At 50.9% G+C, this 26,955-nt stretch carries 23 protein-coding genes; 14 read left to right on the forward strand and 9 right to left on the reverse strand.

Annotated features, from left to right (window positions below; all coding sequences use genetic code 11):
- Positions 1–115: 115 nt before the first annotated feature.
- Together GI364_RS00705 and GI364_RS00710 are read left to right on the forward strand one after the other, a co-directional pair.
- Positions 116–658 (forward strand): RNA polymerase sigma factor, encoded by a 543-nt coding sequence (locus tag GI364_RS00705; RefSeq protein WP_198851838.1) that lies wholly within the window; start codon positions 116–118, stop codon positions 656–658.
- Entirely contained in the window at positions 648–1,994 is a 1,347-nt protein-coding gene (locus GI364_RS00710) for a hypothetical protein (protein WP_198851839.1), read from the forward strand. The genes GI364_RS00705 and GI364_RS00710 overlap by 11 nt, the downstream gene beginning before the upstream one ends.
- Before the next feature lie 786 nt (positions 1,995–2,780).
- Here the strand turns inward: GI364_RS00710 and GI364_RS00715 are convergent.
- Entirely contained in the window at positions 2,781–4,643 is a 1,863-nt protein-coding gene (locus GI364_RS00715; protein WP_198851840.1) for an AMP-binding protein, read from the reverse strand.
- The gene (locus tag GI364_RS00720; RefSeq protein ID WP_198851841.1) at positions 4,636–6,243 is read right to left on the reverse strand and encodes an acyl-CoA dehydrogenase family protein; all 1,608 of its coding nucleotides are present in this window, start codon (positions 6,241–6,243) and stop codon (positions 4,636–4,638) included. Before GI364_RS00720 ends, GI364_RS00715 begins: the two co-directional genes overlap by 8 nt.
- A 28-nt stretch (positions 6,244–6,271) precedes the next feature.
- Between GI364_RS00720 and GI364_RS00725 the strand changes: the two genes are divergently transcribed.
- Entirely contained in the window at positions 6,272–6,505 is a 234-nt protein-coding gene (locus tag GI364_RS00725; protein ID WP_198851842.1) for a hypothetical protein, read from the forward strand.
- Here GI364_RS00725 and GI364_RS00730 read toward each other — a convergent pair whose 3' ends face one another.
- Positions 6,506–6,901: a MerR family transcriptional regulator gene (locus tag GI364_RS00730; protein ID WP_198851843.1), complete on the reverse strand. Its 396-nt coding sequence runs from the start codon at positions 6,899–6,901 to the stop codon at positions 6,506–6,508.
- Between the two features lie 1,033 nt (positions 6,902–7,934).
- Positions 7,935–8,642 (reverse strand): LytR/AlgR family response regulator transcription factor, encoded by a 708-nt coding sequence (locus GI364_RS00735; RefSeq protein WP_198851844.1) that lies wholly within the window; start codon positions 8,640–8,642, stop codon positions 7,935–7,937.
- Positions 8,643–8,975: 333 nt separating this feature from the next.
- On the opposite strand from GI364_RS00735, the gene GI364_RS00740 reads away from it, so the two are divergent.
- Positions 8,976–10,565 carry a succinyl-CoA:acetate CoA-transferase ScpC gene (locus tag GI364_RS00740; protein WP_198851845.1) on the forward strand — a complete coding sequence of 530 codons (1,590 nt, stop codon included), beginning with the start codon at positions 8,976–8,978 and terminating at the stop codon, positions 10,563–10,565.
- Between the two features lie 260 nt (positions 10,566–10,825).
- Here GI364_RS00740 and GI364_RS00745 read toward each other — a convergent pair whose 3' ends face one another.
- Complete coding sequence (locus tag GI364_RS00745; protein WP_198851846.1) at positions 10,826–11,230, reverse strand: alpha/beta hydrolase family protein; 405 nt, start codon at positions 11,228–11,230, stop codon at positions 10,826–10,828.
- Positions 11,231–11,326: 96 nt separating this feature from the next.
- On the reverse strand, positions 11,327–11,602 hold the full coding sequence (locus tag GI364_RS00750) for a hypothetical protein (protein ID WP_198851847.1): 276 nt from the start codon (positions 11,600–11,602) through the stop codon (positions 11,327–11,329).
- 278 nt (positions 11,603–11,880) lie between these two features.
- Here GI364_RS00750 and GI364_RS00755 point away from each other — a divergent pair, with 278 nt between their 5' ends.
- On the forward strand, positions 11,881–12,852 hold the full coding sequence (locus GI364_RS00755) for a Gfo/Idh/MocA family protein (RefSeq protein WP_233095959.1): 972 nt from the start codon (positions 11,881–11,883) through the stop codon (positions 12,850–12,852).
- The gene (locus GI364_RS00760) at positions 12,849–13,874 is read left to right on the forward strand and encodes a S66 family peptidase (protein ID WP_198851848.1); all 1,026 of its coding nucleotides are present in this window, start codon (positions 12,849–12,851) and stop codon (positions 13,872–13,874) included. The genes GI364_RS00755 and GI364_RS00760 overlap by 4 nt, the downstream gene beginning before the upstream one ends.
- Positions 13,875–15,185: 1,311 nt before the next feature.
- Here the strand turns inward: GI364_RS00760 and GI364_RS00765 are convergent.
- Complete coding sequence (locus tag GI364_RS00765) at positions 15,186–16,178, reverse strand: ABC transporter permease (RefSeq protein ID WP_198851849.1); 993 nt, start codon at positions 16,176–16,178, stop codon at positions 15,186–15,188.
- Positions 16,179–17,207, reverse strand: coding sequence for an ABC transporter ATP-binding protein (locus GI364_RS00770; RefSeq protein WP_198851850.1), 1,029 nt, complete (start codon positions 17,205–17,207; stop codon positions 16,179–16,181).
- A gap of 90 nt (positions 17,208–17,297) precedes the next feature.
- Here GI364_RS00770 and GI364_RS00775 point away from each other — a divergent pair, with 90 nt between their 5' ends.
- From GI364_RS00775 to GI364_RS00810, 8 genes are all read left to right on the forward strand, one after another.
- Positions 17,298–18,272: a GDSL-type esterase/lipase family protein gene (locus GI364_RS00775; protein WP_198851851.1), complete on the forward strand. Its 975-nt coding sequence runs from the start codon at positions 17,298–17,300 to the stop codon at positions 18,270–18,272.
- 49 nt (positions 18,273–18,321) lie between these two features.
- Positions 18,322–19,209: a dihydrodipicolinate synthase family protein gene (locus GI364_RS00780; protein ID WP_233096120.1), complete on the forward strand. Its 888-nt coding sequence runs from the start codon at positions 18,322–18,324 to the stop codon at positions 19,207–19,209.
- Between the two features lie 29 nt (positions 19,210–19,238).
- On the forward strand, positions 19,239–20,519 hold the full coding sequence (locus GI364_RS00785) for a WD40/YVTN/BNR-like repeat-containing protein (RefSeq protein WP_198851853.1): 1,281 nt from the start codon (positions 19,239–19,241) through the stop codon (positions 20,517–20,519).
- 567 nt (positions 20,520–21,086) lie between these two features.
- Positions 21,087–21,923 carry a cytochrome aa3 quinol oxidase subunit II gene (qoxA, locus tag GI364_RS00790; protein ID WP_198853790.1) on the forward strand — a complete coding sequence of 279 codons (837 nt, stop codon included), beginning with the start codon at positions 21,087–21,089 and terminating at the stop codon, positions 21,921–21,923.
- A 74-nt stretch (positions 21,924–21,997) separates the two neighbouring features.
- Complete coding sequence (qoxB, locus tag GI364_RS00795) at positions 21,998–23,920, forward strand: cytochrome aa3 quinol oxidase subunit I (RefSeq protein WP_198853791.1); 1,923 nt, start codon at positions 21,998–22,000, stop codon at positions 23,918–23,920.
- Between the two features lie 2 nt (positions 23,921–23,922).
- Positions 23,923–24,564 carry a cytochrome aa3 quinol oxidase subunit III gene (gene qoxC / locus GI364_RS00800; protein ID WP_198851854.1) on the forward strand — a complete coding sequence of 214 codons (642 nt, stop codon included), beginning with the start codon at positions 23,923–23,925 and terminating at the stop codon, positions 24,562–24,564.
- A gap of 2 nt (positions 24,565–24,566) precedes the next feature.
- On the forward strand, positions 24,567–24,899 hold the full coding sequence (qoxD, locus tag GI364_RS00805; protein ID WP_198853792.1) for a cytochrome aa3 quinol oxidase subunit IV: 333 nt from the start codon (positions 24,567–24,569) through the stop codon (positions 24,897–24,899).
- A complete protein-coding gene (locus GI364_RS00810) occupies positions 24,889–25,098 on the forward strand; it encodes a hypothetical protein (RefSeq protein ID WP_198851855.1) in 210 nt (69 codons plus the stop codon). The genes qoxD and GI364_RS00810 overlap by 11 nt, the downstream gene beginning before the upstream one ends.
- Before the next feature lie 871 nt (positions 25,099–25,969).
- Here the strand turns inward: GI364_RS00810 and GI364_RS00815 are convergent.
- The gene (locus GI364_RS00815; RefSeq protein WP_198851856.1) at positions 25,970–26,203 is read right to left on the reverse strand and encodes a hypothetical protein; all 234 of its coding nucleotides are present in this window, start codon (positions 26,201–26,203) and stop codon (positions 25,970–25,972) included.
- Between the last annotated feature and the right edge of the window lie 752 nt (positions 26,204–26,955).

Here is a 26,955-nt window from a genome sequence, read left to right on the forward strand (position 1 = left end):
CTGCTGAGAACCCCATCGAGCGGCTGATTTTGCAGTATTGTGGTATGAGCGGGATCGAAACCGCTATGTGAATCGTCTTGAAAGAAGGGGATTCTGTGCTGGAAGGGTGGGGGTCGTGTCGGACCGGAACACGAAGGCGTTTTTTAGCTTCATGGTGGAAACCTATTGGCAAAGTATCTGGACTTTTATCTATACCATTTTAGGGGATGCTGACTACGCACGTGACCTAACGCAAGATACTTTCATTTCTGCGGCAACAAGTATAAATGATTTGAGAGACATAGAAAGCCTAAAGACATGGCTGTTCAAGATTGCGAGAAATCGCAGCATAGATTATCTAAAGTCGGGTTGGTCGACCAAGGTTTTATCTATGGAGAAAGACTTTCACTTGACGGCAGAAGCCAGCAGCACATGGGCCCAGGACGCTGAGACTGATGCACTGTCAGCAATACAACGAAACGAGTTATGGGCAGCCATCTTTCGTTTAAAACGCGGCTTCAGAGAGGTCGTTGTGCTGAGAGTCCGGGAGGACCTGTCCTTTCGGGAAATCGCCGGTGTGTTGAAAATCCGTGAAACGACAGCGCGATCGCGCTACGCTCGCTCCGTCAAACAACTACGCACGATGCTGAAAGGAGGGGGTACTGACAGTGGAGTTTGAGAATGAACTGCGTGATGCAATGAAACACCTGCCAAGTCTCGGTTATACCAGCGCTAACATAGACGAAATGTGGAATCAGGTGCAAACCAGCAGTAGTCCAAGCCATATGAGTGGTCATGGAAGCAGTGGAAGCAGTGGAAGCAGTGGAGGCAGTGGAGGCAGTGGAGGCAGTGGAGGCAGTGGAGGCAGTCGACCACAGCGGAGTTTCGGGAGCCGGCGGGTTGCAAACGTCTCGGCAGCGGCTGTCGTTCTGGTAGCGTCGGTGGTCGGAGCGAGTTTGTACATTCGTAACGTTCTTGGCGTAGGCGAAGTGCAAAGGACGAACGTACGCAACGGACAGACAACTCAATATGACGTCCAGTTTTGGCCAACTCCGCCACAGTTACAGCGTATAAACCCGTCATCAAACCAACAGTTGTTTACGGTCCATGTGAATAAATGGGCACAATCCCCAAATGGACCCTACATTGTGTTTGCTCCAATTGTACCAGGGGTGAAGACGAGTTCGTCTGCGACATTCGCGGATGCACAGGTACGGGTTCAATCTGGTGGAGGCCCGTCCGATTTGGAACAAGTGCTGAATGAATATCTTGCAAAACACCATCTGGCTCAACTTCGGCATAACGGGTTCTATGTGGACTTTCAATACAGCAAATCCCATGGCGTCGTTCCTGCGCAGTTTCATGTCAAATCCACTGCGACGAGACAGGTTCCGCCTAAGGATTGGCGCATGGTGCTGATATATGTGCAGGAGAGGGGGAGTCAGCGGGATCGCCCAGGTTCAAATCCCTTTTCCTTGAAGTGGGCTACGGTCATCAGACCCTCGTACATTGGTCTGTTAGAAAAGCTGCGGCAGGTTCCAGCAGTTGGCGCGACTAACGTAAAGGTTCCGTGGTACTACGTAACGGGAAAATCAGCATATGGGATTGTCGAGTACAGCAAGGGCAACAGTCTGCATGTAGTAATGCAGACATTGCTGAAGGACGCAAAAGGCCAGTGGCACCTACAGGGCAGCGGTTCTGAAGCAATTGAGAAGGGAAAGGAACAAAAAATCAAGTACAGCGTGTATGGGCCTGTGATCCCGTTTTCGAGCGGAGGCGTAACCCCCTCCAATACCGGAGGCTATCAAGTTGATATGGGACTCGTAAAGGACCCAAAGGTGACAAAGGTGTTTTTAACATTTGGCGACGGCAGCACCGTGACAGTCCCCGTCCGCCACGGTCAATACGTGTATTTTCGTCATTGGAACAAGGGACATGGAACAATTCAAAGGGTTGTCCAGATATCTGGAACCAATGCATCGGGCATAACCGTATTTAGCACACATCACCCGTGATGGGACTTGGATGATGGGCGAGGAGCCTGGGAGCCGGGGGAGACGGGGAGACGGGGAGACGGGGAGACGGGCCGGGGTTCGGGCCCAAGTTCGGCAGATAGTGATCGCAAAGCGCACTATTGGGAGGAAGGCGGGCTGGTAGTGATCCGAAAGCGCACTATTTGGGCGAGGGCGAGGGGCATAGTGATCGGAAAGGACACTGTTCGGAATCCTGCTTGGTGGTTGGAAGTCAAATAAGGATCTTTTCCACCACTATTCTTTTTGCCCCTCAGCGGATAATGATCCTTCGGATCACTAATTGGACTGCGTGCAACCGATAGTGATCATTGGGATCCTTAAGCCTGCAAGCCTGCTCCTGCTGCCCCGCTCCGACGAGTCAGAAGGGACAGCGCAGACGGGCCCAGGTTCGGCAGATAGTGATCCGAAAGCGCACTATTGGGAGGAAGGCGGGCTGGTAGTGATCCGAAAGCGCACTATTTGGGCGAGGGCGGGGGGCATAGTGATCGGAAAGGACACTATTCGGAATCCTGCTTGGTGGTTGGAAGTCAAATAAGGATCTTTTCCACCACTATTCTTTTTGCCCCCTAGTGGATAATGATCCTTCGGATCACTAATTGGACTGCGTGCAACCGATAGTGATCATTGGGATCCTTAAGCCTGCTAGCCTGCTCCTGCCGCCCCGCTCCGACGAGCCAGAGGTGACAGGGGACTCGGGGGAGTCGGCCCCTCCTGCCAGACTCCCGCACGCCAGCCTTCCAAATTCCGAACTGTCCTATCCGGATTCGCTTACTTTTCCTCCAAAGTCTTGCGCAGCGCAGACTTGTGAATTTTTCCAGCGCTGGTGACGGGAATGGAGTCGACAAACAGGATTCTGTCCGGTACCCAAAACTTGGCGAGACGCCCTTGCTCGACCGCGGCATACAGATGGTTACGGATGCGGCGGTCGAAAACGCTCCGGCTGTCTGTTGACCCAGACTCATTTGCAAATGCGCGTGTTGGACTATCGGGAGTAGCCCGCTCTGTTTCCACATCCACTCCGGAACCCGCGCTTGAACCCGCACCCACATCCGCACCCACATCCGCTCCGGACTCCGCGCCTACATCCGTGCTTGAATCGTCTGCCTTATCTAACTGAATAACGGCCATGGGCCGTTCTCCCCATTGCTCACTTTGTTCTGCGAGTACTGCTACCATAGCGACTTCGTCCAATTCGGAGATAATGGCCTCGATGACGCTGGTGGCAATCCATTCGCCGCCGCTCTTCACTGCATCCTTTTGCCTGTCGAGTACGTGGAGGGAGCCGTCTTTGTGCCAGACAGCGAGATCGCCGGTCTTGAACCATCCGTCAATGAATACCTCCCTCGATCTCGTTTCATCCCTCACATACCCATCCGGCAACCAGGGACTTTGCACCCAAACCTCGCCAATTGTCTGGCCGTCTCTGGGAACGGACCGTTCGTGCACGTCGCGTACGTCCACTCGAACCATTGGCAGCGGCAGTGTTCGGGTTGACAGGGTGTGGAGCCTGTCGGTCTGTTTTGTCCCGGTGGAAGTTTGGATGGCGGAAATGCTTGTGGCCAGTTGATCGGAGCCCCCGTAGATGAGAGAAAATTGAATGCCAACGTTCGTTGCCCTCTGAGCAATACCGGACGGAAGCGGACTACCGCCAGTTAGGACGTGCAAAGGCAATTGCGGCTGTGGATTTGCAACGCCTGAGGTATCCTCTGTGGCTGCCGCTGCTTCAGCCGGATTTGTGCCTTCGGCTGCAGGTCGATCCGAAGTTGGCTCCGAAGTTGGTTCCAAAGTTGGCTCCGAAGTTGAAGCGCCACTTGAATCGCCGCCGGAACTTGGATGCTCGCTCAACGCTTGCAGCAACATGTGTAACTGGGTCGGAACCATGTTGCTCCACGTGACGCCCTCGTTCCGAATGAGTTCCAATTGTGCGCTTGCATCGGCGGTTTCCGGCAACACGAGTTTGGCACCAAGGTAGGGTGCAAAAAACGGTGTGCCCCAGCCGTGAATGTGGAAAAAGGGGATGAGGGGCATAATCGTATCGTGTGTCTGAAGTTTGGCACCGGTGTCGTGTATGGCTAGATGATGTGCAATTTGCAGAGAAGCGAGCAGCATGTCTTGATGTCTGTACCGGATACCTTTGGGTCTGCCTGTGGTTCCTGTGGTGTAGAAGATGGAGAACGTGTCTGTGGGACCGGTGCCATGCTCGTGAAGTACGGCCGATCCGCTCTCAATCAAATCCTCATAGGAATCAAGCATCCATATGACTTTGCGGACGTGACTTTGCAATGCACGTCCAGCCTGTTCGAACCCCTCCCAGGCAAAGACAATCTCGTCGCCAGCGTGATCGACCGTATAGACTAAGTCGTCCAGCGGCAAGCGAAAGTTTATGGTGTGAACAACTGCACCAGCAATGGAAAGAGCATGCTGCAACTCAAAATAGCGGTAGCTGTTTACATCCAACACGCCAACGACGGTCCCTTTTCCGATGCCGAGATTGCGCAGACTGTTGGCGAGGCGAATGACCCTCTCCCATGATTGTGCGTAGGTAAACCGCTTCGATGGGCTTACGACCTCCACGTTCGGGTGCTGCCACGCCGCATCTTGAAGCACCTCGTGGACTACCCAGTTACGCATCGATACCCACTCCCCATACTTGTTTATCGTCCATGGCCCAGTCCGGATATTCCTCGTTTACCAAGAACCGGTGTGCATATAGTGTTGCCAGTTTTGCATACCTTTCTCCACCCGTTTGCGCCAGGTTGTAGAGAAGTGCCACTTGGCTGGCATCTGCAATCCGCTCGAGGCTGTGTTTGGCATGCCACTGTGCCTGGGTGGGATTCAATGATGCTAGGTGTTGCAGGGTTTTTTCTATGGTTTCCAGCGCCAGCTTGGCTTCAGGGGTACCTGCTTTGTTCAGCATCGGGGTGAATTCGGCAAGAAAACTCTCGTGTGACTTTTGCTTGACGATGGTTTCAAGGAAATCCAGCGCCTGGATGTTGCTGGGGCCCTCCCAAATTGGCGTAATCAAAGCTTCTCTGTGCCATCTTGCAACGCCGTATTCCTCGAGGAACCCGAGACCTCCGAACAGTTCCATGCCCATGGCGGTCATGGCAGCAGCGTGATCTGCAGTGCGATTCTTGGCTACATGCGTCATAAACCGAGCGTAATGGTATTCCGGTGTGTAAGGTGGGCGAGCATCCCATGCGTTATCAAACTTTTCAATGGCATGAAAAGCGAGCGCCAGACCTCCGGCTAGACGAACAGCCATATCTGTCAGGTCTCTGCGAATCAGCGGATGTTCATGAAGCAGTTTGCCAAAGGTTTTGCGGTGCCCGACACGTGCGATGACTTCCAGATGAGCCTTACGTGCGGTACCCATGGCCCCAACAGAATTGGCCAGGCGCGAAACCGTCAGATTTTCCAGCGTATAATAGATACCTTCCTCTTTCTTTCCAATTAAATAGGCTTCACTGTTGTTCAGCTCTGCTTCACCGGATGGTACGCTCCTTGTTGCAGATTTGTCTTTCAAGCGGCGGATGTTGAAGTTCAATTCGCCTTTCTGATTTAGGCGCGGCATCAGGTATAGCGCCAGCCCTTTTGGTCCGCCCTTGCCGCCTTCCGGTCGGGCTGTGGTGATAGCCACATCAGTCAGTCCGGCACCGCTGGCAAAGTATTTGTCAGCAGTGATGTGCCAAGTATCGCCGTCCGGGTCCTGGGTTGCAACGGCTTCGTTGGCCCCTAAATCACTCCCGCCTTGTGACTCGGTCATCCAGGTTGCGCCAAACGCTTGCCCTGATATGAGCTGCTCCTTCCACTCTGAGAATTCCGGTGCATACTTGTGGATCGCGTAGACTGTCTGGCCCGTAATGGTGAGGACGCAGTAGAGGCCGGGATCGCCGATTAGGTACCCGAGAGCATAATGATGGTGCCAACTGCCGCCTTCATACTGCGGACGGTTGATATGTGCGGTCTGCTGCAGGGCCTGACGATGGACTGGGCTGAGCCGGACTCTATCCACCCGATTGCCGTCCAAGTCGTGGGTGACCAGGATGGGTGGGGCATCGTGATCGACGTGGTAAACGCTTTCATAGATTTCAGTTCCAACCAATTTTCCAAAGTCTAGCAGTTCGCCCTCATGCGTCTCGTAGTCTTTCCAGTAGTGCTGCAAAACCGTCTGCAAGTCGACATCAGAGGCAAAGTGGTTCTGGCCGTAGGCGTAGGAGATGTGTTTCAAGTCGACAACACCCTTTCGGTGAAAGATTATGGAGATTCAAGTGTTGATTGGAGTCGGAGTCAGCGACGGGGTCAGCGCAAGAGCAAGTGCAAGCTGGCGAGTACAAACAGTGTGCGGATTCAAGATGAATTTTGGATTCGAGCGAAATTTGGATTGGAGTAAATTTTGGATTGCGGAAAGTCTCCCATTGGAGCAAAATTTCGGATTGGAGCAAATTATTGAACTCAAATCTGAGCGGTTTACGGAACGAGACTTTACCTAATCATTCATCTCCTCTCGTCCGGCGTTTTTCTTCCAAGGTTTGTTGCATTCTTTGGCGAAGTTCCAGCAATTCGTCTCGTACTGCTGTAAGGTCTTGAATCTGCCGATTGATCTCGCTAATCTTCACATCACCGCGTTCGATGACTTCTTCCAACTGTGTGACTTCAGTAGGATCCGTGTTGTACAAATCAATCATTTCTGCAATCTCCTGAAGTGAAAAGCCAAGGCGACGGCCTCTCAGGATGAGTTGGATACGGACTCTGTCGCTGTCGTGGTAAAGCCGCTGTCCGCCTCGCCGCTCTGGTGCGATGAGTCCGATTTCTTCGTAATACCGCAGGGTTCTGGCTGTAATATCAAAGCGGTTGGTGAGGTCAGAAATAGTGTATATCGGATCCACTCTGTACTTCACCTTCCTTCAGAATGAATATACTGAAAATTTACGTTAACGTCAACGGCAAGCGGAGGTGAAGGGAGGTGAAGGGAGGTGAAGGGAGAGGCCCGCGACCTCACTCTGGCCGAAGAAATAAGCCTCTCAAACAAGCTTATTTGGCTGAATCAGAGTGAGGAGCGGCAATAAGCTTGTCTCGGATCCTTATATGCAGTTTATTGGCGTTTTTTCGGCTAAATTGACCTATTAAGCACTTGCGGAGAGCTTATTTCAGTAGAGGTATCGATTGATTTGAGTATAAGCGCGTGTGGGATCGCTATTTTGGAAATTTCACCGCTAGTTTCGCTTTGGTGTATCCGTGGACACATTTCTGCCACACTATGGACGCGTTTTGCAGACGTTTGTGACCCATCTGTGAACAAACAGTCGAGTTCCGAATTGATGAGGCCCGTGCCACTGGAATTATAGTAAATATTGGAATAATTTTAGTGGTTTTGCAATTCACAAACTCAGGCTTTGTGCCGCCCCCCTGTACTACGTTGCGTTTCCTTTATTCATCTCTCTCTTTTTTCTCCAGTGTACTGAGTCAACTGGATGCTGATGATGCTGCCATGCTGGGTCAGAGGGTCAGTGCAGTGACCCTGTGAGGCAGTAGCCGTATCAGGCAGAGGGTCAGAGGTTCAGATAGTGCCTGGAAAGATCACTAGTGGCCAAAGGGCGATGGATTTGTGATCGCGATGATCCTTAATGCCCCGCGCCCCCACACATTAGTGATCGGAGTGATCACTAATGTGTGGGAGCCAGTGTGGGGCGTTGGGTGATAGGGAGCAGCGGGATCCCTATTTTAGACGGCTGTTGGTCTTAGTGATCGAATCGATCACTATGGTTTAGCGCTCATCATAATAAGGCGCAAAAGGGTCCTTAACAACAAGCGTGACTCCAGACAACCAACGTGCTCCGCCGGTCCCCTAACTCCAATCCAACTCCCGTCAGCCGGATGTCCCAGCCGGATGCCCTCCCCCTCAACTGGCAAGCTTTACATCTAGAATCCCAACTTAGTGCGGACTTCTCGCAGGTAGGATTGGCTGACAGGCAGCCTTTTGTCTTTCGGTGAAGAGAGTGTAATGGTGAGCGGGGATGATAAATCGCGGCTGATATGATGGATCGCCGCAATATTGACAATGTACGAACGATGAATTCGTAAAAAGGACTGTGGCAGTTGCGTTTCCAGGGATTGAAGGGTGAACTGCGTGGTGTAGGCGGCGGAAGCGGTGTGCAGCCAGGTTTTCTTTGCGTAACTCTCGAAGTATGCAACCTCTTCAACCGGAATTGGGCGCCACACGTTGTCGCTCTGTCCCGTGATGTAGGACAGAGTGGGTTGGGGCATAGCTACCTGGCCGTTAGAGGGCAGCAGCAGTCTCTGTTGTCCAGAGTCGATTGTCTTTCCCGGCGGGAAAATTACCGTTACGGCTCCCCAACTGCTTTCCAGATGAAAGGGATAGCCCCGTCCGAAGTAAGGGACGCCGAATAGCGACTCGTCAATAAAGGATTCAATGTTAGACTTTTGATTTACCACACGGGCTGAAATACTCCCAGATGGAATTTCCGATCCCGGTTGGATATGGATATCATGCTTCCCCGCCCGATAGTCTAGATACTGGTGTTCGTCAGCAATCGCAATGGACGCTTCGGGCGGGAGGAAGTCACGCAAAATGCGGCTGATTTGTAACCAAAGTTCCTCGCGATCCACCACTCCACCCCCAGTCACCAGTCTTACCTTAAAATGTATCCCATGTCGTAAGTGTTTGTCATGTTTTCGTTCGCTCGGGGCAGTCCCAGCTCATTCTAGCCGTCTTGGTCGACCGCACTCGTCTGGCTCCGGAATGCCCTACTTCAAACGCCCCGCTCCGAGCCGTCCGGGTCCGGAACGTCCTGAGCACAAACCCAGAAAGCCAGACTGTTTTATCCATCATATTTGCACTCCATCACTAAATGCAACGGTCTGTCACCAAATTGAGACAAAATCCGGTGAGTCTCTATATATTTCAGATAAATCAAATTGTAACCGTTTACGTAAGGAGTGATGAACGTGTACGAGGAGAGAATTCGCCATGAGGGTCTTCGTTCACAGGTGATCAGCGCGGGAGTAGCACAAGCGCTGATTCAGGATGGTATGAGTGTAGGCGTAAGCGGTTTTACCCGAAGTGGTGACGCAAAGGCCGTTCCCAGGGCGTTGGCGCACCGACTGGAGACCGATACTGATAACGATATGCAACCCCTTCGCATCAACTTGTATTCCGGCGCATCACTGGCAGAGACGGACACCATATTAAGTCAAAAAAACATGATTGAAAGACGGTTGCCTTATCAAAGTGACGCAACGCTTCGCGCGCGTATCAATCGCGGTGAGGTAGCGTATGTCGATCAACACCTCAGCCACACAGCAGAATGGACTCGTTCAGGTATCCTAGGCGAATTTGACATTGCAATTATAGAAGCTGTGGCCATTACCGAAGAGGGAGGCATCATACCCACCACATCCGTTGGCAACAGCGCAATTTTCGTAGAGCAGGCGAAAAAGGTCATCGTTGAATTGAATCTTGCCATTCCTCAGGAATTTGAAGGCATTCATGATATTTACGATCCCGGTCCCCGCCCCCACCGCCAACCGATACCAATCGTTAATCCGTCTGATCGAATTGGCACAACCTACATTCCCTGCCACCCGGAGAAAATAGCCGGTATCGTCATCACTAACGAGTACGATTCACCGTCTACCATTGTTCAACCTGATGCTGAAACACAGTTAATGGCAAACTACATTTTGGAATTCCTTGAGAACGAAGTAAAGAACGGTCGCCTTCCGCAAAACCTGGCACCCCTTCAAAGCGGCGTCGGGTCTGTTGCCAATGCTGTACTGTCTGGACTGAAGGATTCTTCTTTTGAAAACTTGGAGATTTATACGGAAGTCATGCAGGATGCAGTGTTTGAACTGTTTGAAGCAGGCAAAGTCTCTTTTGCATCAAGCTGCTCATTTACACTCTCAGACCACATGCTGCAAAAGGTCGTAGGGAACATCGGTGCTTATAAAGACAAAGTCATTCTCCGTCCGCAGGAGATTTCAAATCATCCCGAAGTCATTCGCAGACTGGGAATCATCGCAATTAATGCCGCCCTCGAAGTGGATATCTTCGGTAATGTGAATTCTACGCATGTAGGCGGTACTCATATGATGAACGGTCTCGGCGGCTCAGGCGACTTTGCCCGCAACGCAGGAATCGGGATCTTCGTGACCAAATCGATTGCCAAAGGCGGCCAAATTTCCAGTGTGGTTCCGTTTGTCAGCCATGTTGACCACACAGAGCACGATGTCGATGTTCTTGTGACAGAACGCGGCATTGCTGACTTGCGCGGATTGGCACCCAGAGAGCGTGCTCGTGCAATTATTGAAAAGCTTGCACACCCCATGTATCAAGATGCGTTGTGGGATTACTTCGACAGGGCGTCTGAGAACGGCGGAAACACTCCGCATCTCCTCGATGAAGCATTGAGTTGGCATCAGTGCTATGCAGAGACGAAGGATATGCGTGCAGTCAAAACCTGGAGGCGGCGTAAGCAAGGTGCGTCGAAAGAGATCCAGCGCAAGGAAGTTGCCACGGCTTCTTCACTCTAATGAGGAAATTATAAGGCGTTGCGGGAAGTCCTCATCGGACAATGTGGATCGTCACATTTCTCGCTTTTTTCAATAACAGTGTGAACAACCGTAATGTATCGGTTTGTATAGTCGCCAAGTTCTGAAAAAAGAGCTTCGAGCAAGTTCTAGCGTCGGTGTTCACCCCCATGAACATAAATGATTTCACGGACTGTCACGGAGATTTCACGGGCAGTCCTCTTTTCTGTTCCTTGCACCACTTACCCCCTTGCTCTTGATAGTCAGCCATTGAGTTGTCCTTTGATCCATTTGTACGCATACTCAAACATTCCAAGACTGATATAGTGATTCGTTCTAGGGATTTCTTGAAATTCGACTAAATTTATACTTTTCCCCTCGTAAACCTTTCGTAATTCCTTATAGAACTTACGCTGCCCGTCTATCGGAACGATGCAATCGGAAGTACCGTGTTGCAGGAGAATAGGACGATGCGGTAGGTCTGCTATCTTCCGTATAGGGTCAAACACGCGAATCAGATACAATTCTTTATATTGGTCTTTAGCTGAATCCCAACCGTGATACAGAAAAAGTGTAGGCAGCGATTCCGATGCACACTGTTTAGGTGCGAATTGAGAGAGCGGGATCCCGTCAACCATTGAATCTTCGTGTATGACCATTGAATGCATTCAGCACACCCTCAATATGCTTTCCTGTTAAATACTTCTCCCGTTTGAATCGAACTGTTCATTGAACTGTTCATACCTACCCCTACTTTAGTTGCTTCAGTTTCCACTAGCAGATTGTGAGGATGATGTAGCCGATGTTCCATGTGCTGTAGCCAGTGGATATACAGAACTAAGTGACACCAGTATCCCTAAGACGCACGCCCCAATCCATATCCAAGACCGGCTCCGTTTCTTGAAAACAGATACAATGATTGCGATGCACAGGCTAATCAGTGCCGGAATCCTTACAACAACACCGGCAAAGCTAATGACTGAAAACAAAACCAATAACACTGTCAGAACCCACAAGATCATAAGCAGAATTTTTGACACGAATTTCACCACCTTCTTCAAGACCGTAGTCTCATCCCAGAACCTTGTAAGTTTCTAAAGACTCTTGGAGCTTCCGTGATCACATCACCTCGCTTGCAGTCGTTGTATGGAGAAGAGACAGAGACAAGAGAGCGTCCGAGTGTACGTATTTGATTTCCATTTTATAGAACAAACCAATAAATATCTATAATTGACAAAAGATTTCCGCCCCTTTTTTGGATGCAGGAGTTTTCTGATAACATAGAGTGAAATGGATACGCAAAAGAGGAGGAATACATATGATTCGGTGGGGCATTTTGGGGGCGGCTCGAATTGCAGAAGGCGAGCTCATTCCGGCCATAAAGCAGGCGAGTAACGCGGAGTTGGTGGCAGTGGCCAGTCGAGACGCAGCCAAAGGACAAGCTTATGCAGAGAAGAATGGTATCGGCAAAGTCTACTCAAGCTACGAAGACTTGCTTGACAGCCCTGACATTGATGCGGTCTACATTCCGTTGCCCAACCATTTGCATGCGAAGTGGTCGATTGAAGCAGCGAAGCGAGGCAAACACGTGCTGTGTGAAAAACCTGCAGCTCTGACAGCTGATGAAACGAGAGCAATGGTAGAGGCAGCGAACCAGCACTCTGTCCTGTGGATGGAGGCATTTATGTATCAGTTTCATCCGCAATGGCAACGCGTCGGAGAAATTATTGACTCTGGAGAAATCGGCGATGTAAAGCTGATTGAAGCTCACTTCTCATTCAAGCTGGACAGACCTGGTGATATTCGCTGGGATCCCGCTAAAGGCGGCGGCTCCTTATATGACGTGGGCAGCTATGCGGTACATGTATGCCGGGCGCTGGCGGGGGATGAGGTCCCTTCGCAAATCGAAGGTGCTGCGGTGTTTAAGGAAGATGGGATGGTGGACCTTACGGCGTCTGCAGTCATGAAGTTTCCAAACGGCATTATTGCTCATCTGGACAGCTCCTTTGACGTGGCAGGCAGACAGGAAGTGGAGTTGGCAGGGAGCAAGGGGAGTTTGGTGATAAGCCATGCGTTCCGACCGGATCAAGGGGACGCAAAACTACGTATCACAACCTCCGACGGCTATCGAGAGGAGTCGGTGGAACAGGAGAACATGTATAGACTGCAAGTCGAACACTTCGGTAACGCAGTGGAACAAGGTCTTCCACTGCGAAATACTCCAGAGCAGTCTATACGCAATATGGAGATCATCGATGCCATCTACGCTGCTGCAGGGAGAAAAGAATGAGGTATCCTGTCTTAAAACCAGGGGCTGTCGTTGGCGTCACAGCCCCCTCCTCCGGGGTACAAACTGCATTGCATAACATACTGAAACTTGCCTGCCGGAGAATGGAGGAAAAAGGCTACGGCATTCAGTGCGGAGAGACGATATGGACGCAGCACAAGGCCAAGTCCGCAGCAGCGAAAGTCCGTGCAGATGAATTCAACGCCATGATGAAAGATGATGAGGTCGATATCATCATTCCTCCTTGGGGAGGAGAATTGTTGATTGAAATCCTGGAATACATCGAGTTTGACTCCATTCCCGCAAAATGGATATTGGGGTACTCCGATGTGAGTGCACTACTGTTCACAGTGACCGTTAAGACTGGCATTGCCACTGCACACGGCACGAATCTGATGGACTTAAGAGGCGAGTATTCGGATGAGACAACGGCAGCTTGGGAGGCTGTTTTAGCTGCGGGTGGGGGTGGCACCGTGATCCAATATTCGTCAGAGAAGTATCAAACGGAATGGGATCACGATAATCCATCTCCCTGCATTTACCATCTGACAGAGCCTACAATGTGGAAGACGGTGTCTGGTATCACAGAACATTTGAAGGGACGCCTGCTTGGCGGGTGCATCGACGTCATCAGGCATTTGGTCGGAACACCATTTGGCGATGTGGCTGCGTTTCGAGAGAAATTCACACGCAACGAGCCCATCCTGTGGTACTTCGAGAATGCGGAGATGAACACTGTTGAGTTACGCAGATCGTTAGTCCAAATGAGACTAGCCGGCTGGTTTGACCACGCTGCCGGAATTATGTTTGGCCGCAGCAGCGCGAATCAAGCGGTAGACGGCTACACGGTAGAAGACGTCTATCGCGAACTTTCAGCAGAACTCCAACTTCCAATCGTCTATGACGTGGACTGCGGCCACGTTCCGCCCCAAGTGACGCTGATAAACGGTGCGCGTGCAGAGGTGGAGGTGGAAGTGGAGGTGAATGGAGAGGGCAGAGGAAAGCTGGTTCAGCATTTCGTCTGACGACTCGTCTGGGGATGACTGGGGTGCCCGCGCTCGCCGACACACTTCTGACACATTGTGATGCATTCCTGCTGCTTATGTGTCCGATTTGTGAACAGGTGGGGGTCTGCCGGGAAAGAGGGGGTGCCATGGCGTTTGTTAAGGATCCCATTGATCCCTATGACGATACTCGCCAGACATTAGTGATCAATTCGATCCCTACTCCCAATGAGCCATTTCAATTAGGGATCCCATTGATCCCTATCACCCAGGCTGCATTTTGACGCTACCCAGTTTAGGGATCATTCATGACACTAATGTCTCAGGCAAGGGGGCATTAGGGATCGTTGCGATCCCTATCCCACGTCACTCCGGGCAATAGGGATCTTTCGAGTCACTAAGCGCCGCGGGCCGCGCCCCAGCCCGCGCCCCAGCCCGCGCCCCAGCCTCCCAGCAGCCCAACTTGGGAACCACCAGTTAATGCCCCTTAATGCAGAGGATAAACGGGAGGCCCGTTTATCTCCTTCTCATGTTCGTCTACATCTCACTTGTGCCACAAAACTCCGTTTTGGTCCCTTTCTAAGTGGCCGTCGCAAAATGTCAGGTACGCTGAAACTGTGGTTGAGTCCACATAATTGGAGGCAGATACTGGTGCAGGCTGCGAATTGGTGCGCCATGGAGTTTGCTGCCATGGCGTTTGTTAAGGATCCCATTGATCCCTATGACGATACTCGCCAGACATTAGTGATCAATTCGATCCCTACTGCCCAATGAGCCATTTCAATTAGGGATCCCGTTGATCCCTATCACCCAGGCTGCATTTTGACGCTACCCAGTTTAGTGATCATTCATGACACTAATGTCTCAGGCAAGGGGGCATTAGGGATCATTGCGATCCCTATCCCACGTCACTCCGGGCAATAGGGATCTTTCGAGTCACTAAGCGCCGCGCCCCAGCCTCAGCCCGCCTAAGCGCCGCGCCCCAGCCCGCGCCCCAGCCTCCCAGCAGCCCAGCTTGGGAACCACCCGTTAATGCCCCTTAATGCAGAGGATAAACGGGAGGCCCGTTTATCTCCTTCTCATGTTCGTCTACATCTCACTTGTGCCACAAAAGTCCGGCTAGGCCTCCTCCAGGTCGCCAAACTGGCCATAGCCGGGAAGGTGCGTGTCCGCTCGGTCCTATTTCGCTGCAGTGTGTCCTTTCGGTTCTCCGTCAGATTGCCCAACTGGCTGCTGCCGCCGCCGCGGGGTGCACGTCCGCTCAGTCCGCTGCGGCGCATCTTCCGAGCCCGGTAAGGTGCTGTGGAGAATCCTAGGTTAAAGAGTAAATGTCTATCCCAGGATGTCTCGTTGCGTGAAGACCCAGAAGCTCACTGCCAATGCTGCAATGCTCCACACAGTCAGGATTACCATGGAGAAAGAGAAGTTCATGCCTGCCACGGGCGGCGGACTGCCGTTAAGATAGGTACTCAGCTGCAGATTGACGACGGGCAGGTATTTTGCTGTCTGCCAGGAACTTGCCAGGCTCGTCAGGAGTGTACCGGAAATCAGGGCCGCCATCATAATCCCCATACTAGAGGCAGTGGAGCGAACCAGAACAGAGACCATGAACGATAGAACCGCTACGGCAAGGCTGGATATGAACCCGAGCCCATAGGTCATAATCAGATACTTCCACTGGGTAATGGTATAGACGTGAGTGACACTGATGGTACCGTTAGCCAGCGTATGGAATCCCATGGGTATGGGCAAGTGAAAACCCTGGTAACCGAAGAAGATGCCCGAGACCACATAGGCGGATAAACCGACGGCGCCAATCAGCATGGCAGTTAAAAAGACTAATGCCACTAACTTGCTGGCGAGGACCTTCCACCTGGGAACGCCTCTAGTCAGCAGGACTTTAATGGTACCTCCGCTCATCTCCGAAGACACCATGTCTGATGCAATGACCACAACCAGCATCGGAATCAGCAAAAGGCTGCCTTCATCCATGAAGGTTTTCATGAAACTGGGAGCCCCCGGTGCATAAGGGTCAATGTTGTGGTTTAATTCGTACTGAAACTCGGACATCTGTGCCTTAATAACTGCTGATTCGGTACCCGTCAGAAACGGGCTCTTCAATCTGTTTGCATCGTGTGTAATCTGCTTTTGGACGTGTACATGCCAGTCTGCAGTTCCAAGTTGCTTTGTGACTTGTATGCTGGCCTGGTGTTCTGCATAGGAAAACACGGCCATCAAGACAAACAAAATAGCAAGGACAACGTGAAACCGGCGCTTTTTCAACATTTTTGTCAATTCGTTTTGAACGAGGTGGATGAAATTCACTTAAGCGTCAACTCCCGTTGTCTCAAGAAAGACGTCTTCAAGCGTGGCTTTCTGTTTTATAATTTGCTGGATTTGGCACCCGGCTGCAATTAATTTCTCGGTTGCGGCAGTTATCTTCGATTCAGGCAGGTTACAGCGCAAGTGCTGATGAGATCCTTGGCCGACGACTTCAATCGAGAAGTCGGAGCCAGCGGAACTGGAGCCAGCGGAATCAGACTGAGCCGACTCCACTCCAGCCGAACTGGAGCCAGAGTCGGCGGGATCAGAAGACATCCCTGTTGTGCTCTCCGCCAGAGCTTCCTGCAGAACCTGTTGGGCCGTATCCAATGGATAGACATACAAGTCAACGGATTGTGAGGATTCGGCCAAGAGGGCCTGAATTTCTCCGGTCCGAATCAATTCACCGTTTCGAATCATGGCTACGTAATTGCACAACAACTCCACTTCAGACAATAGGTGACTGCTGATGATGATGCTCATGCCATCCCGTGCAAGCTCTTGGAGAAAGGTTCTGAGTTCGCGGATGCCGGCGGGATCGAGACCATTTGTCGGTTCGTCCAGAATGAGCAACTTTGGGTTGTTCAAGAGCGCTTGCGCAATGCCCAAGCGTTGACGCATGCCAAGGGAGTATGTACCCACTTTGTCGTAAATCCGATCCGTTAATCGAACCATATCAACGACTTCTTCAATGCGTGAAACGGCTCCTGGCCCTTGCATCTGTGCCAGCTGGTACAAGTTGTCATAACCGGACAAATAGGGGTACAAGTCAGGATTCTCCACGATACAACCGACTTGCCTCAATGCGGCGAGAGAATTTTTGCGAAGATTGTGGCCGTTAATGGTAATACTGCCTGCAGTGGGGCGGATCAGACCGACAAGCATTCGCATGGTTGTCGTCTTTCCTGCACCGTTCGGTCCGAGAAATCCCAGAATTTGTCCTGCCTCAACGGTAAAGGAGATGTCTTTTACAATCTCATGGCGTCCAATGGTCTTTTTAAGTCCGTTCACTTCCAATACCGGTTGTGTCATGTAGTGTCCCCCTTTCCGGAAACTTTTTTGAGAAAATGTAGATCTCGTTTCAGTATAGTACAATAGAGCGCAAATAAGGAGGAACTCATCGTGGCTGACAAGGGCAATTCACATCAGACTTTGAATATACATAAGAAACGTCGAACTCCATCCCACACCCTCATTCGTATGGCCAGTGTACTCAGTGTTGCAATTGCCCTGTTCCTCGCAGGTGGATTTGTATATGGTGCGTATGCTGCTTCGGGTCATACAGTTGGATCCCGTCAGAAGCCTGCACCTTCAACGATCTCAGGCACCGGCTCTGGTACCGGAGCCTCACAGGGATCCGCATCAAATGGCGGCATAGGCACCTCACAGTCAGGCACCTCACAGGGACAATCATCAGGGTCGGGCAGTCAGGGAGCCGGAGGCGGGAAGGCAGCGGGATCGAACACGGTGCGCGTTGTGGCTTTGGGTGACTCTTTAACCCACGGGTTTGGAGATACATCCGGAAAAGGATATGTTGGCGATGTCATTGGACACTTAAAGCAACAGCACTACAAAGTTGTGCAGTCCAATCTGGGTGTGGACGGATTGACTTCGGCCGGATTACTGAAACAATTGAAGCAACCTCAAGTACAGCAGGAGATAAGGAAGGCTAACCTCGTACTCATCTCCATCGGCGGAAACGATTTAAACGATGCTGCAGGACTGCCTGCCATTCATACCAAGAAGATTCAAGCTGCAGAAAAGCAGTTTGATGCGAACCTCGGCCAAATTATGTCGAAGCTTCGCAAGTGGAATCAGAAGGCCCCTGTTTTACTGGTTGGGCTGTACAATCCGTACGGTGATATTCAAAAGATCCGCAACCAAACCAACCGCATTGTTGAGCAGTGGAATGCAGATGAACTGCAAATTACTCGAAAATATGCAGATACAGTCGTTGTACAAACCTACGATCTCTTCGAGCTGAACCCAGCAAAGTTCCTTTATTACGATCACTTTCATCCAAATCAACTGGGCTACGAACGCATCGCCGAGCGGTTATGGCAGGACATTCAAGGCATCCCGCTGGCTCAAAAGTAAAGGTTGACGCGGTCAATTTCAGTGCGAAAGGAAGTGAACTATCTTGACCATGATGGGCGTTATACCAGCGATGGTGACACCAATGCATTCCAACAACCAAGTGAATTTCCGTGCATTGATGAAGTATGCAAAATGGCTGGTTCAATACGATATTGCCGGGCTGTTTGCTTTGGGTACGACGGGTGAGGGGCTGTTGATACCAAGAGACGACTGGGCCCGTACAGTTTTGGTTACTGTGCAATCTGCTGAAGGAAAATGCCCGGTCATCATCCAGTGCGGCGGAGCGTCGTTTCCGGATACGCAGTGGCGAATTGAAACCGCAGTAGAAAGCGGTGCTGATGCCGTCGCAATAATAGCTCCATACTTCTATCGGCACAGTGAGAAGGCTTTGGAACGGTATTTTTCCGAAATTTTTCAGCGTTGGCCAGAGGTCGATTTCTACCTCTACAACATACCCGTTTACTCCAATAATGTAATTTCGCCAGAGTTGTTTGGAACACTGTTTCACAGGTTTGCGAACTTGAAGGGCATAAAGGATTCCACAGGCAGTGAAAAATCCTTGGAATCGTTTGTGCGCGCAGCACCTGATGCGGTCGTTTACACAGGCAGTGAAGCGATTTTGCAGGAAGCCTATGAACTGGGGGCAGCGGGGTCGATTTCCGGGATCGCTGCGGCACTCCCCGAAATCGTCATCAGTGCTTGGAAGGACGTCGAGACTGAGGACTTTGCCAGGGCACATCAACTGAAAGAAGCAGTCAATCTGTTTGACTCATATTCAACCATCGCGTCTGTAAAAGCTGTGCTTGCAGAGCTGGGATTCGACGTAGGCAAAGCTTTGCCGCCGCTGCGGACCCTGGATAAGTCTGCGCGAGTACAACTTGTGCAAGCGCTGGCTGATATTGGACTGGATATCAAGAAACTCAATCTGAATTCCTGATTGAGCACACTCTGGAGGTACAATTGTTCATGCTGGTAAATCGGATTAGGACCTTCGCAGTTCCACTGACTGTACTGCTTGCCGTGACAGGCTGCAGCACTGGAGGAGGCACTGGATCAACAAATCACGCGAAAAACGCCGTCAGCAACCAGACGATACATCAAGGCGGGGGAACAGCAAACTCAGTTACCGGTAACAGTACCGCCAGTCGGCCGCTGAAAGGACCAAACAGGACTGCCGTGGCGAAGGGATTTATGCCTACCGCCGTTCAGGTAATCGGGACGCAGCAGGCGTATATTGCAGCACGCAACACGTTGTACGAAACGATTGACGGAGGCCGTGATTGGACTGTGAACTGGAGCGGCCAGGGCCAAATCCTGAAACTGGACTTTGAAAATGGAGTCGACGGATTTGCCTTGGTCAACAAGGGACAGACGCAATCCGGACACCTGACCGATGTGCAGTTGTGGCACACTACGGACGGTGGAACAACTTGGTCCAAAATTGCAGACTCATCGACCATGCAACTCTCATCGGTTCCGGCCAATGCATATTTTACTGTTAGTTTTCAAAACCGCGAAGTTGGAATTGTTACAATCACTCCCCTTGGAGGAACCAAGCAGTCTGCATCTGTGCTTATGACAACAGACGGCGGCACTACGTGGACGCACACACCTTTACCGAGTCAAACTGCTGCAGCGGCGTTTTTAAGCACTGGGACCGGGTACGCTTTGTCTCATACAGGGAACACCTACAGTATCGACAAGACAACGGATGGCGGGCAAAGTTGGACGGAATTAAAATCGATTCCGCTGACACGGCTGATGTCGGCGCGCATACAAACTTTTGGCAGCAGCAGTGTTTGGGTGATGGCGTCGCGAGGGCAGAACATGTATCAGGCATCGTATGTCCTTTATCGGAGTACGGACAGCGGTGCGAGTTGGACAGCCATTATAAACCAGCATAATGCTGTAAACTATGGTTCTTCCAAACCAGTCGGCCAGCCATTTGCAACCAGGGGGCCGGGCACAATTCCTGTCATGCTCGATCCCGTTAGCAAAACGTCAGCCATCCTCCTCGGCGCTTCACCCGCCCGCGGGCAGGGGCAATCTCAAATTGCCAAACTCAACAGCAACAGCGTGCACATCCTCAGTCACTATTTCCCGGGAACCAAAGGGTGGGTGCTGTTTCTAAACAGTCATGCTGGTTGGGTTGTGACGGGAGAAGACGGTCAGCCGACGCATGTTTACCGGACTATTAACAGTGGTGCAACCTGGAAACTGCAATTTCAGTTCGTACCAACCGGATGAGCTGTGACCAGATGAGCACAGACCGGATGAGCTGCGACCAGATGAGCATAGACCGGATGAGCATAGACCGGATGAGCACCGCGCTGTACTTCAGCAAGCCTCCTTTTCATGCGCCCTAGCGACATTTCATGGTACCTTTCTCCTCCTTGTTTCCCTCTTGCTATATGGAAGTTACTTCTCTTTTGAGACTTAAAAAGCCCGTCAATTCAGAAAATAGAACAGTTTAAATGCCTAGTTTTTCTATTAGCTAGAGCTAATTGTGAACAAGGTGTTACACTTTGTTTCTGCCCCCCTTTATACAAGCTTGTAATCATATCACTTTCACAAGTGTACTGATATGATACAGATCACACTGGTCCTTATGAACTAGTCGTAACCACCTAGTTAACGTTAGAGCATTTAGTCTTGACGTTGCATGGGAATACATCCAGAGGTGTATCAGTTGGTGCTTTGGTGCTACTCGTGGATTTCTCAAGGCAGTGTAATGTCGGGTTCTATGTACTCTAGCGATGCTTCAATTGCAAGCCCCATTTTATTACCGAAAGGAGAGGAGCATAAGTGCAGAAAATGAGACGGTTCGGGAAACTTCTCATAGCAACACTGGTTCCTGTCTTGGCGTTAACTGGTTGTGGGCAGAACATTCAAGTGTTTCATCCCCAAGGCCCGGTTGCCAAACAGGAGCTCGACCTGATTCTCTGGTCTTTTGCTCTTATGTTCTTAGTGGTTTTGGCCGTCTTTATCCTGTTTTTCTACGTCATGATAAAGTACCGGGCGAAGCCTGAGAACGAAGGTTATGAGCCGCCTGAGATTTCAGGAAACAGAAAACTGGAGACGATTTGGACGATCATCCCGATTATCGTTGTCATCGCGCTGGCGATTCCTACAGTAGCAACAACGTATCGATTGCAGAAACCGCCTAAAAACGCCTCTAAGGATCCACTAGTGATTAATGTTACATCCGTGGATTGGAAATGGCTGTTCAGCTATCCGAAGCAGGGCATCGAGACAGTCAACTATGTCGTGATTCCTGCGGGGCAACCGGTTAAGTTTGAGCAGAATGCGATTGGTCCAATGAACTCTTTCTGGGTACCTGAACTTGGCGGTATGGAAATGGATATGCCAGGACGGCGTCTGGGACTGTGGCTGCAGGCGAACAAGCCTGGCGACTACCTTGGCCGATCCGCAAACTTTTCCGGAAAAGGTTTCGCTCACATGACATTCCATGTGATATCCAAGAATCCGAACCAGTTTAATCAATGGGCACAGCAAGTCAAGTCGACAAAATCGCCTCTTACCAAGGCTGAGTACAAAACCTTGCTGAAGCCGGGGACAACGGGTCGTCATACCTATTCTACTAACCAGCCGCCCCCGAAAATGGAGCATCACAGTATTACCGTACAGTAAATTGATGACCTTTAGAGCAAAAGGAGGGTGTGGTCCTCATGATTAATTGGCAATACTTGACGCAGGATATTCTGATGTGGAAAGAGGGTCCTCTGATTATCGGATCCGACTTGGCCATTCTTTTGACGAGTATCGGCGTTGTGGCCGTAGTGACATATTTCAAGAAATGGCGCTATTTGTGGACTGAGTGGCTGACAACTACCGATCATAAAAAAATCGGGATCATGTACATCATCGCAGCACTTTTGATGCTCTTCCGAGGCGGTACAGACGCGCTCCTGATGCGAACGCAGTTGGCCCTGCCAAATGAACATTTCTTGTCAGCGCAGCACTATGACGGCATTTTTACAACACACGGAACCATCATGATTTTGTTCATGGCTATGCCCTTTATCATTGGGCTGATGAATGTCGCGGTTCCACTCCAAATTGGAGCGAGAGACGTAGCGTTTCCTTATTTAAATGCAATTAGTTTTTGGCTGTTCTTCTTTGCAGCAATGTTGTTTAATCTATCGTTTGTCATCGGGGGTTCACCCGTTGCAGGCTGGACCAGTTACGCACCTCTGGCAGGACTTCAGTTCAGTCCTGGACCTGGTGAAAACTACTATCTAATTGCTTTGCAGATGACCGGTATTGGTACGATTGCCACAGGTGTCAACTTCCTGGTTACAATTCTCAAGATGCGTGCACCGGGAATGAAACTCATGCGGATGCCGATGTTTACCTGGTCGGTCCTTATTACATCACTGATTATCCTGTTCGCTTTCCCGGTACTGGCCGTCGCATTGGCGATGTTGACAATCGACAGGCTGTTCGGAGCCCACTTCTTTACCGTAGCTGCAGGCGGAATGCCGATGCAGTGGGTAAACTTGTTCTGGATTTGGGGACATCCCGAGGTTTACATCGTAATCTTGCCGGCCTTTGGCGTACTGTCTGAAGTGGTTGCCACTTTCTCCAGCAAACGGCTGTTTGGTTACGGCGCGATGGTGGCTTCGATGGTTGCAATTTCCGTACTCAGCTTCGTTGTCTGGGTTCACCACTTCTTTACGATGGGTGCAGGCCCAGGTGTCAACGCATTCTTCGGTATTGCAACAATGGCAATTGCAATTCCAACAGGCGTGAAAGTGTTTAACTGGCTGCTTACGATGTATAAGGGAAGGATTCGGCTGACGGTGCCAATGTTGTGGGCGACCGCCTTTATTCCCAACTTCCTGATTGGCGGATTGACAGGTGTCATGCTGGCCATCGCACCTGCTGACTACCAGTATCACAACAGTTACTTCCTAGTCTCTCACTTCCACTACACGCTGATTGGCGGTACTGTCTTCGGTGTGATGTCTGGGTTGTTCTACTGGTGGCCAAAAATGTTTGGGACACACTTAAATGAACGCATCGGAAAGCATGCATTTTGGTGGTTCATGATTGGCTTCAATGTCTGCTTCCTGCCGCAGTACTTGCTTGGCTTTGAAGGTATGACGCGGCGTATGTACACCTATCCAGCCGGTTTGGGATGGGGACCATGGAACTTTATTTCCACCATTGGCGCGTTTATGCAAGGCGTCGGGTTCCTGCTCATCGTTTGGAATGTGGTGTACAGCCTCCGTCATCCGGAACGTGATTTGACAGGAGACCCGTGGAATGGACGTACGTTGGAGTGGTCCTTGCCGTCACCCGCACCGGAGTACAATTTTGCACGTATTCCAGTTGTCCATGACCGGGATGAGTTCTGGGAAATCAAGAAGGGTCGCGTAGAAGCGGAATATGCAGAAGAGCTGAAGCCCATTCATATGCCCAACAGTTCCGGGCGGCCGTTTATTCTCTCGTTCATTTTCTTTGTCGCAGGATTTGCTCTTGTCTTCGAAATCTACTGGCTGGCCATTGCAGCTTTGGCAGGTATTCTGCTGATGTTGCTGCGCCGATCGTTTGAATTTGACTACTATCACCACATACCGGTGGAAGAAGTCAAAGAAACAGAAGCCGCATGGGGGAGGTTGTAATTATGGGCACAGGTACTATTGAAAACGCACCAGTCCACGACCACCATGGGCAAGGCTCAAGTGAATTTCTCGAGTACTCTACTGAAGACGGAAGTCTAAGAATCATTGGTTTCTGGGTCTTCCTCGCTGCTGAAGTGGTCCTGTTCTCCTGCTTGTTTGCCACGTACATTCTCTACCACGGGCAGACAGCAGGAGGCCCGACCTCCAAGCAATTGTTCGATGTACCCGGATTTGCAATCGAAACAATTCTGTTGTTAACAAGTTCGTTTACCTATGGAATTGCCACCTACTTCATGCGCAAGATGAACAAGACCGCCGTCGTTGGCTGGCTCATCTTCACAGCTCTCTTGGGCATGGGCTTTGTGGGAATGGAAATCTCAGAGTTTACGACCTACGTTGGCCAAGGTGCTACCATGCAGACCAGCGCGTTTCTGACAGCGTTCTATACGTTGGTCGGTACGCATGGTGCGCACGTAAGCCTCGGTATCCTGTGGATGATCGCGGTAATTATCCAGGTAGCCATACGCGGCATCGACAACATGACATCTCGTAAGGTGTTCATTGTCGGTTTGTACTGGCACTTTCTTGACGTCGTATGGGTATTCATCTTTACGGTGGTCTACCTGACAGGGAAGGTGTTGTAGTGATGGAAAACGCAAATCCAAACACCAACGTTCACCAAGGGCATGACGGGTTTCCGTGGAAGCACGTGATTGGGTATATTCTATCCATCATTCTCACCGCCCTGGCATTTTGGTTTGTCCTTTCCGTTCACATGACAAAAGCAGCAACCATTGTTTCCATACTAGTGCTTGCTGTGTTTCAGGTTTTAGTCCAGTTGCTCATGTTTATGCACTTCACAGAACGAGATAAAGGCCCCGCATATCAGGTGACTGCCGTGCTGTTCGGCTTCTTTATCGCCTTTACTGTTGTCGGCGGAAGCATCTGGATTATGGCGTTTAAAGCAATTGTCTCATAGCGTCAAGTCGGCTGAGGTCCGACTGGCTGAGGCAGAAGTGGCTGAGGTAGAAGTGACTGAGGTCCGACTGGCTGAGGCAGAAGTGGCTGAGGTAGAAGTGACTGAGGTAGAAGTGACTGAGGTAGAAGTGACTCGAACGGTACCAGCGATGTCCCGCCTCGCCAGCCGGAGTGAGATACAGGCTCTGAGGCAGACATAGATGCGGTTGAAGCGTAGACCGCAACGAAAAGCGGAGTAGGAACGATAGAAGAGCGGAGAACGAACGGAGAACGAACGGAGAACGAACGGAGAACGAACGGAGAACGAACGGAGAACGAACGAGCGCGGGCTCTACTGAAACGCGAGTGAATCTTATGACGGGCTGTCCCAGACTGTTGACACAGTTAGGGCAGCCCTTTTTTTAAGTGGCCACGTGTACGCCGGGCAGCAATGGTGGCAGTGAGGCAGCATTCTTCCCTGATGTGGAAAAAATCAGAGTGGAAGGTGGGGGGCTGGGTGCCAGGAGGGGAGCGGTGAGTTGGTTAGTGATCCGAAAGATCACTATCAGTCGCGGTGACGTGGGATAGGGATCCCAATGATCATTAATGCTACCGCACCCAAGACATTAGTGTCATAAATGGACACTAATGTGGGGAGCGCCGGGGTGGGGGGTGGGAGATAGGGAGCAGCGGGATCCTTATTGCGGACGGCCATTGGCCATAGGGATCGCAGAGATCACTATTCTTTGGCCGGGCTCGTGATAGGGAGCGAAAGGATCACTAACAAGCGCTACCGCCGACACACTCGCACGCTGACAACCGTGACCGCCGACAAGCTCCTTCGCCAACAACCGTGACCGCCAACCAACGCGCCCGCCGACACACTCGCACGCCGACAACCGTGGTCGCCGACACACTCGCTTGGGAGCCAACGAGCTATGGAGGTTGTCGTTTTAGTGTTCAGATTCGATTTCCATTATGATGCTCCAAAATATGATGCTCCAGAATTTCAACGGGTTTCATGAGCATCATTGTATATGTTTGTTTCCTATTGAAGGCAGTGGGCTTACGCGATTGTTCTATGCAGGGAAACTACTTTGAAGGCTTTAACGTGAGTGTTTCGTGTTTTCCACGGTAATTCACGGTTAGTTGATACTTGTCCCGCGCATAGGTTTTGAAATTGACTGTCCCCACCAGGAAACCAATTGTGTTGCCCTGTGTCTTGGTATCCATGGCTTGGAGGTTCCCTCGTAAGGTTCCATCTCTGCTTTTCAAGAGAATGCTGATATCAGCAAGGGGTGGCAGTTGTCGACCTTTGCACGTCATGTAAACCCAGTTGATTTTTTTCTTCTCATACAGATCAGGGTTGTAGACATACTCGGCCTTCCAATTCGGAGCATATCCCACAAATTTGATGTTGTGTTGCGCCGGGATCTGCCTCTGAACAGTCCCTCAAGCCGGTAGCAGCAATACTGCCGCAGAACACAGTAGAAGTCTTATTCTCATCTGCTCCCCCCTGTGAACGAGTTCATGTACAATGTAGTGTTTTTGAACGTGAATCTCAACGAGTCAGAATGATTCCACTTATCCTTTTCGTCGATCACGCTATTCTCACCAGCCTCGCTGCCAAGCGGTGGAGCGGTGAGTTGGTTAGTGATCCGAAAGATCACTATCAGTCGCGGTGACGTGGGATAGGGATCCCAATGATCATTAATGCTACCGCACCCAAGACATTAGTGTCATAAATGGACACTAATGTGGGGAGCGCCGGGGTGGGGGTGGGAGATAGGGAGCAGCGGGATCCTTATTGCGGAGGGCCATTGGCCATAGGGATCGCAGCGATCACTATTCTTTGGCCGGGCTCGTGATAGGGAGCGAAAGGATCACTAACAAGCGCTACCGCCAACACACTCGCACGCTGACAACCGTGACCGCCGACAAGCTCCTTCGCCAACAACCGTGATCGCCGGACAACCGTGATCACTAACAAGCACGATTGGAAACAAGCGCAACTAGATTGAAAGCCGGCATCAGCATTTTTAGTGCACATGGTCAAACGACCTAAAACATCCCATAAT

It is taken from the genome of Alicyclobacillus sp. SO9 (genome assembly GCF_016406125.1).
Lineage (GTDB): Bacteria > Bacillota > Bacilli > Alicyclobacillales > Alicyclobacillaceae > SO9.

Excerpts from the sequence above, each read along its gene's own strand:
- GI364_RS00815 (WP_198851856.1), bottom strand. The coding sequence starts at position 26,203 with ATGACGTGCAAAGGTCGACAACTGCCACCCCTTGCTGATATCAGCATT.
- qoxC (WP_198851854.1), top strand. The coding sequence starts at position 23,923 with ATGGGCACAGGTACTATTGAAAACGCACCAGTCCACGACCACCATGGG.
- GI364_RS00785 (WP_198851853.1), top strand. The coding sequence starts at position 19,239 with ATGCTGGTAAATCGGATTAGGACCTTCGCAGTTCCACTGACTGTACTG.
- GI364_RS00740 (WP_198851845.1), top strand. The coding sequence starts at position 8,976 with ATGAACGTGTACGAGGAGAGAATTCGCCATGAGGGTCTTCGTTCACAG.
- qoxB (WP_198853791.1), top strand. The coding sequence starts at position 21,998 with ATGTGGAAAGAGGGTCCTCTGATTATCGGATCCGACTTGGCCATTCTT.
- qoxD (WP_198853792.1), top strand. The coding sequence starts at position 24,567 with ATGGAAAACGCAAATCCAAACACCAACGTTCACCAAGGGCATGACGGG.
- GI364_RS00715 (WP_198851840.1), bottom strand. The coding sequence starts at position 4,643 with ATGCGTAACTGGGTAGTCCACGAGGTGCTTCAAGATGCGGCGTGGCAG.
- GI364_RS00780 (WP_233096120.1), top strand. The coding sequence starts at position 18,322 with ATGATGGGCGTTATACCAGCGATGGTGACACCAATGCATTCCAACAAC.
- GI364_RS00725 (WP_198851842.1), top strand. The coding sequence starts at position 6,272 with ATGGAGATTCAAGTGTTGATTGGAGTCGGAGTCAGCGACGGGGTCAGC.
- qoxA (WP_198853790.1), top strand. The coding sequence starts at position 21,087 with ATGAGACGGTTCGGGAAACTTCTCATAGCAACACTGGTTCCTGTCTTG.
- GI364_RS00760 (WP_198851848.1), top strand. The coding sequence starts at position 12,849 with ATGAGGTATCCTGTCTTAAAACCAGGGGCTGTCGTTGGCGTCACAGCC.
- GI364_RS00770 (WP_198851850.1), bottom strand. The coding sequence starts at position 17,207 with ATGACACAACCGGTATTGGAAGTGAACGGACTTAAAAAGACCATTGGA.
- GI364_RS00745 (WP_198851846.1), bottom strand. The coding sequence starts at position 11,230 with ATGCATTCAATGGTCATACACGAAGATTCAATGGTTGACGGGATCCCG.
- GI364_RS00755 (WP_233095959.1), top strand. The coding sequence starts at position 11,881 with ATGATTCGGTGGGGCATTTTGGGGGCGGCTCGAATTGCAGAAGGCGAG.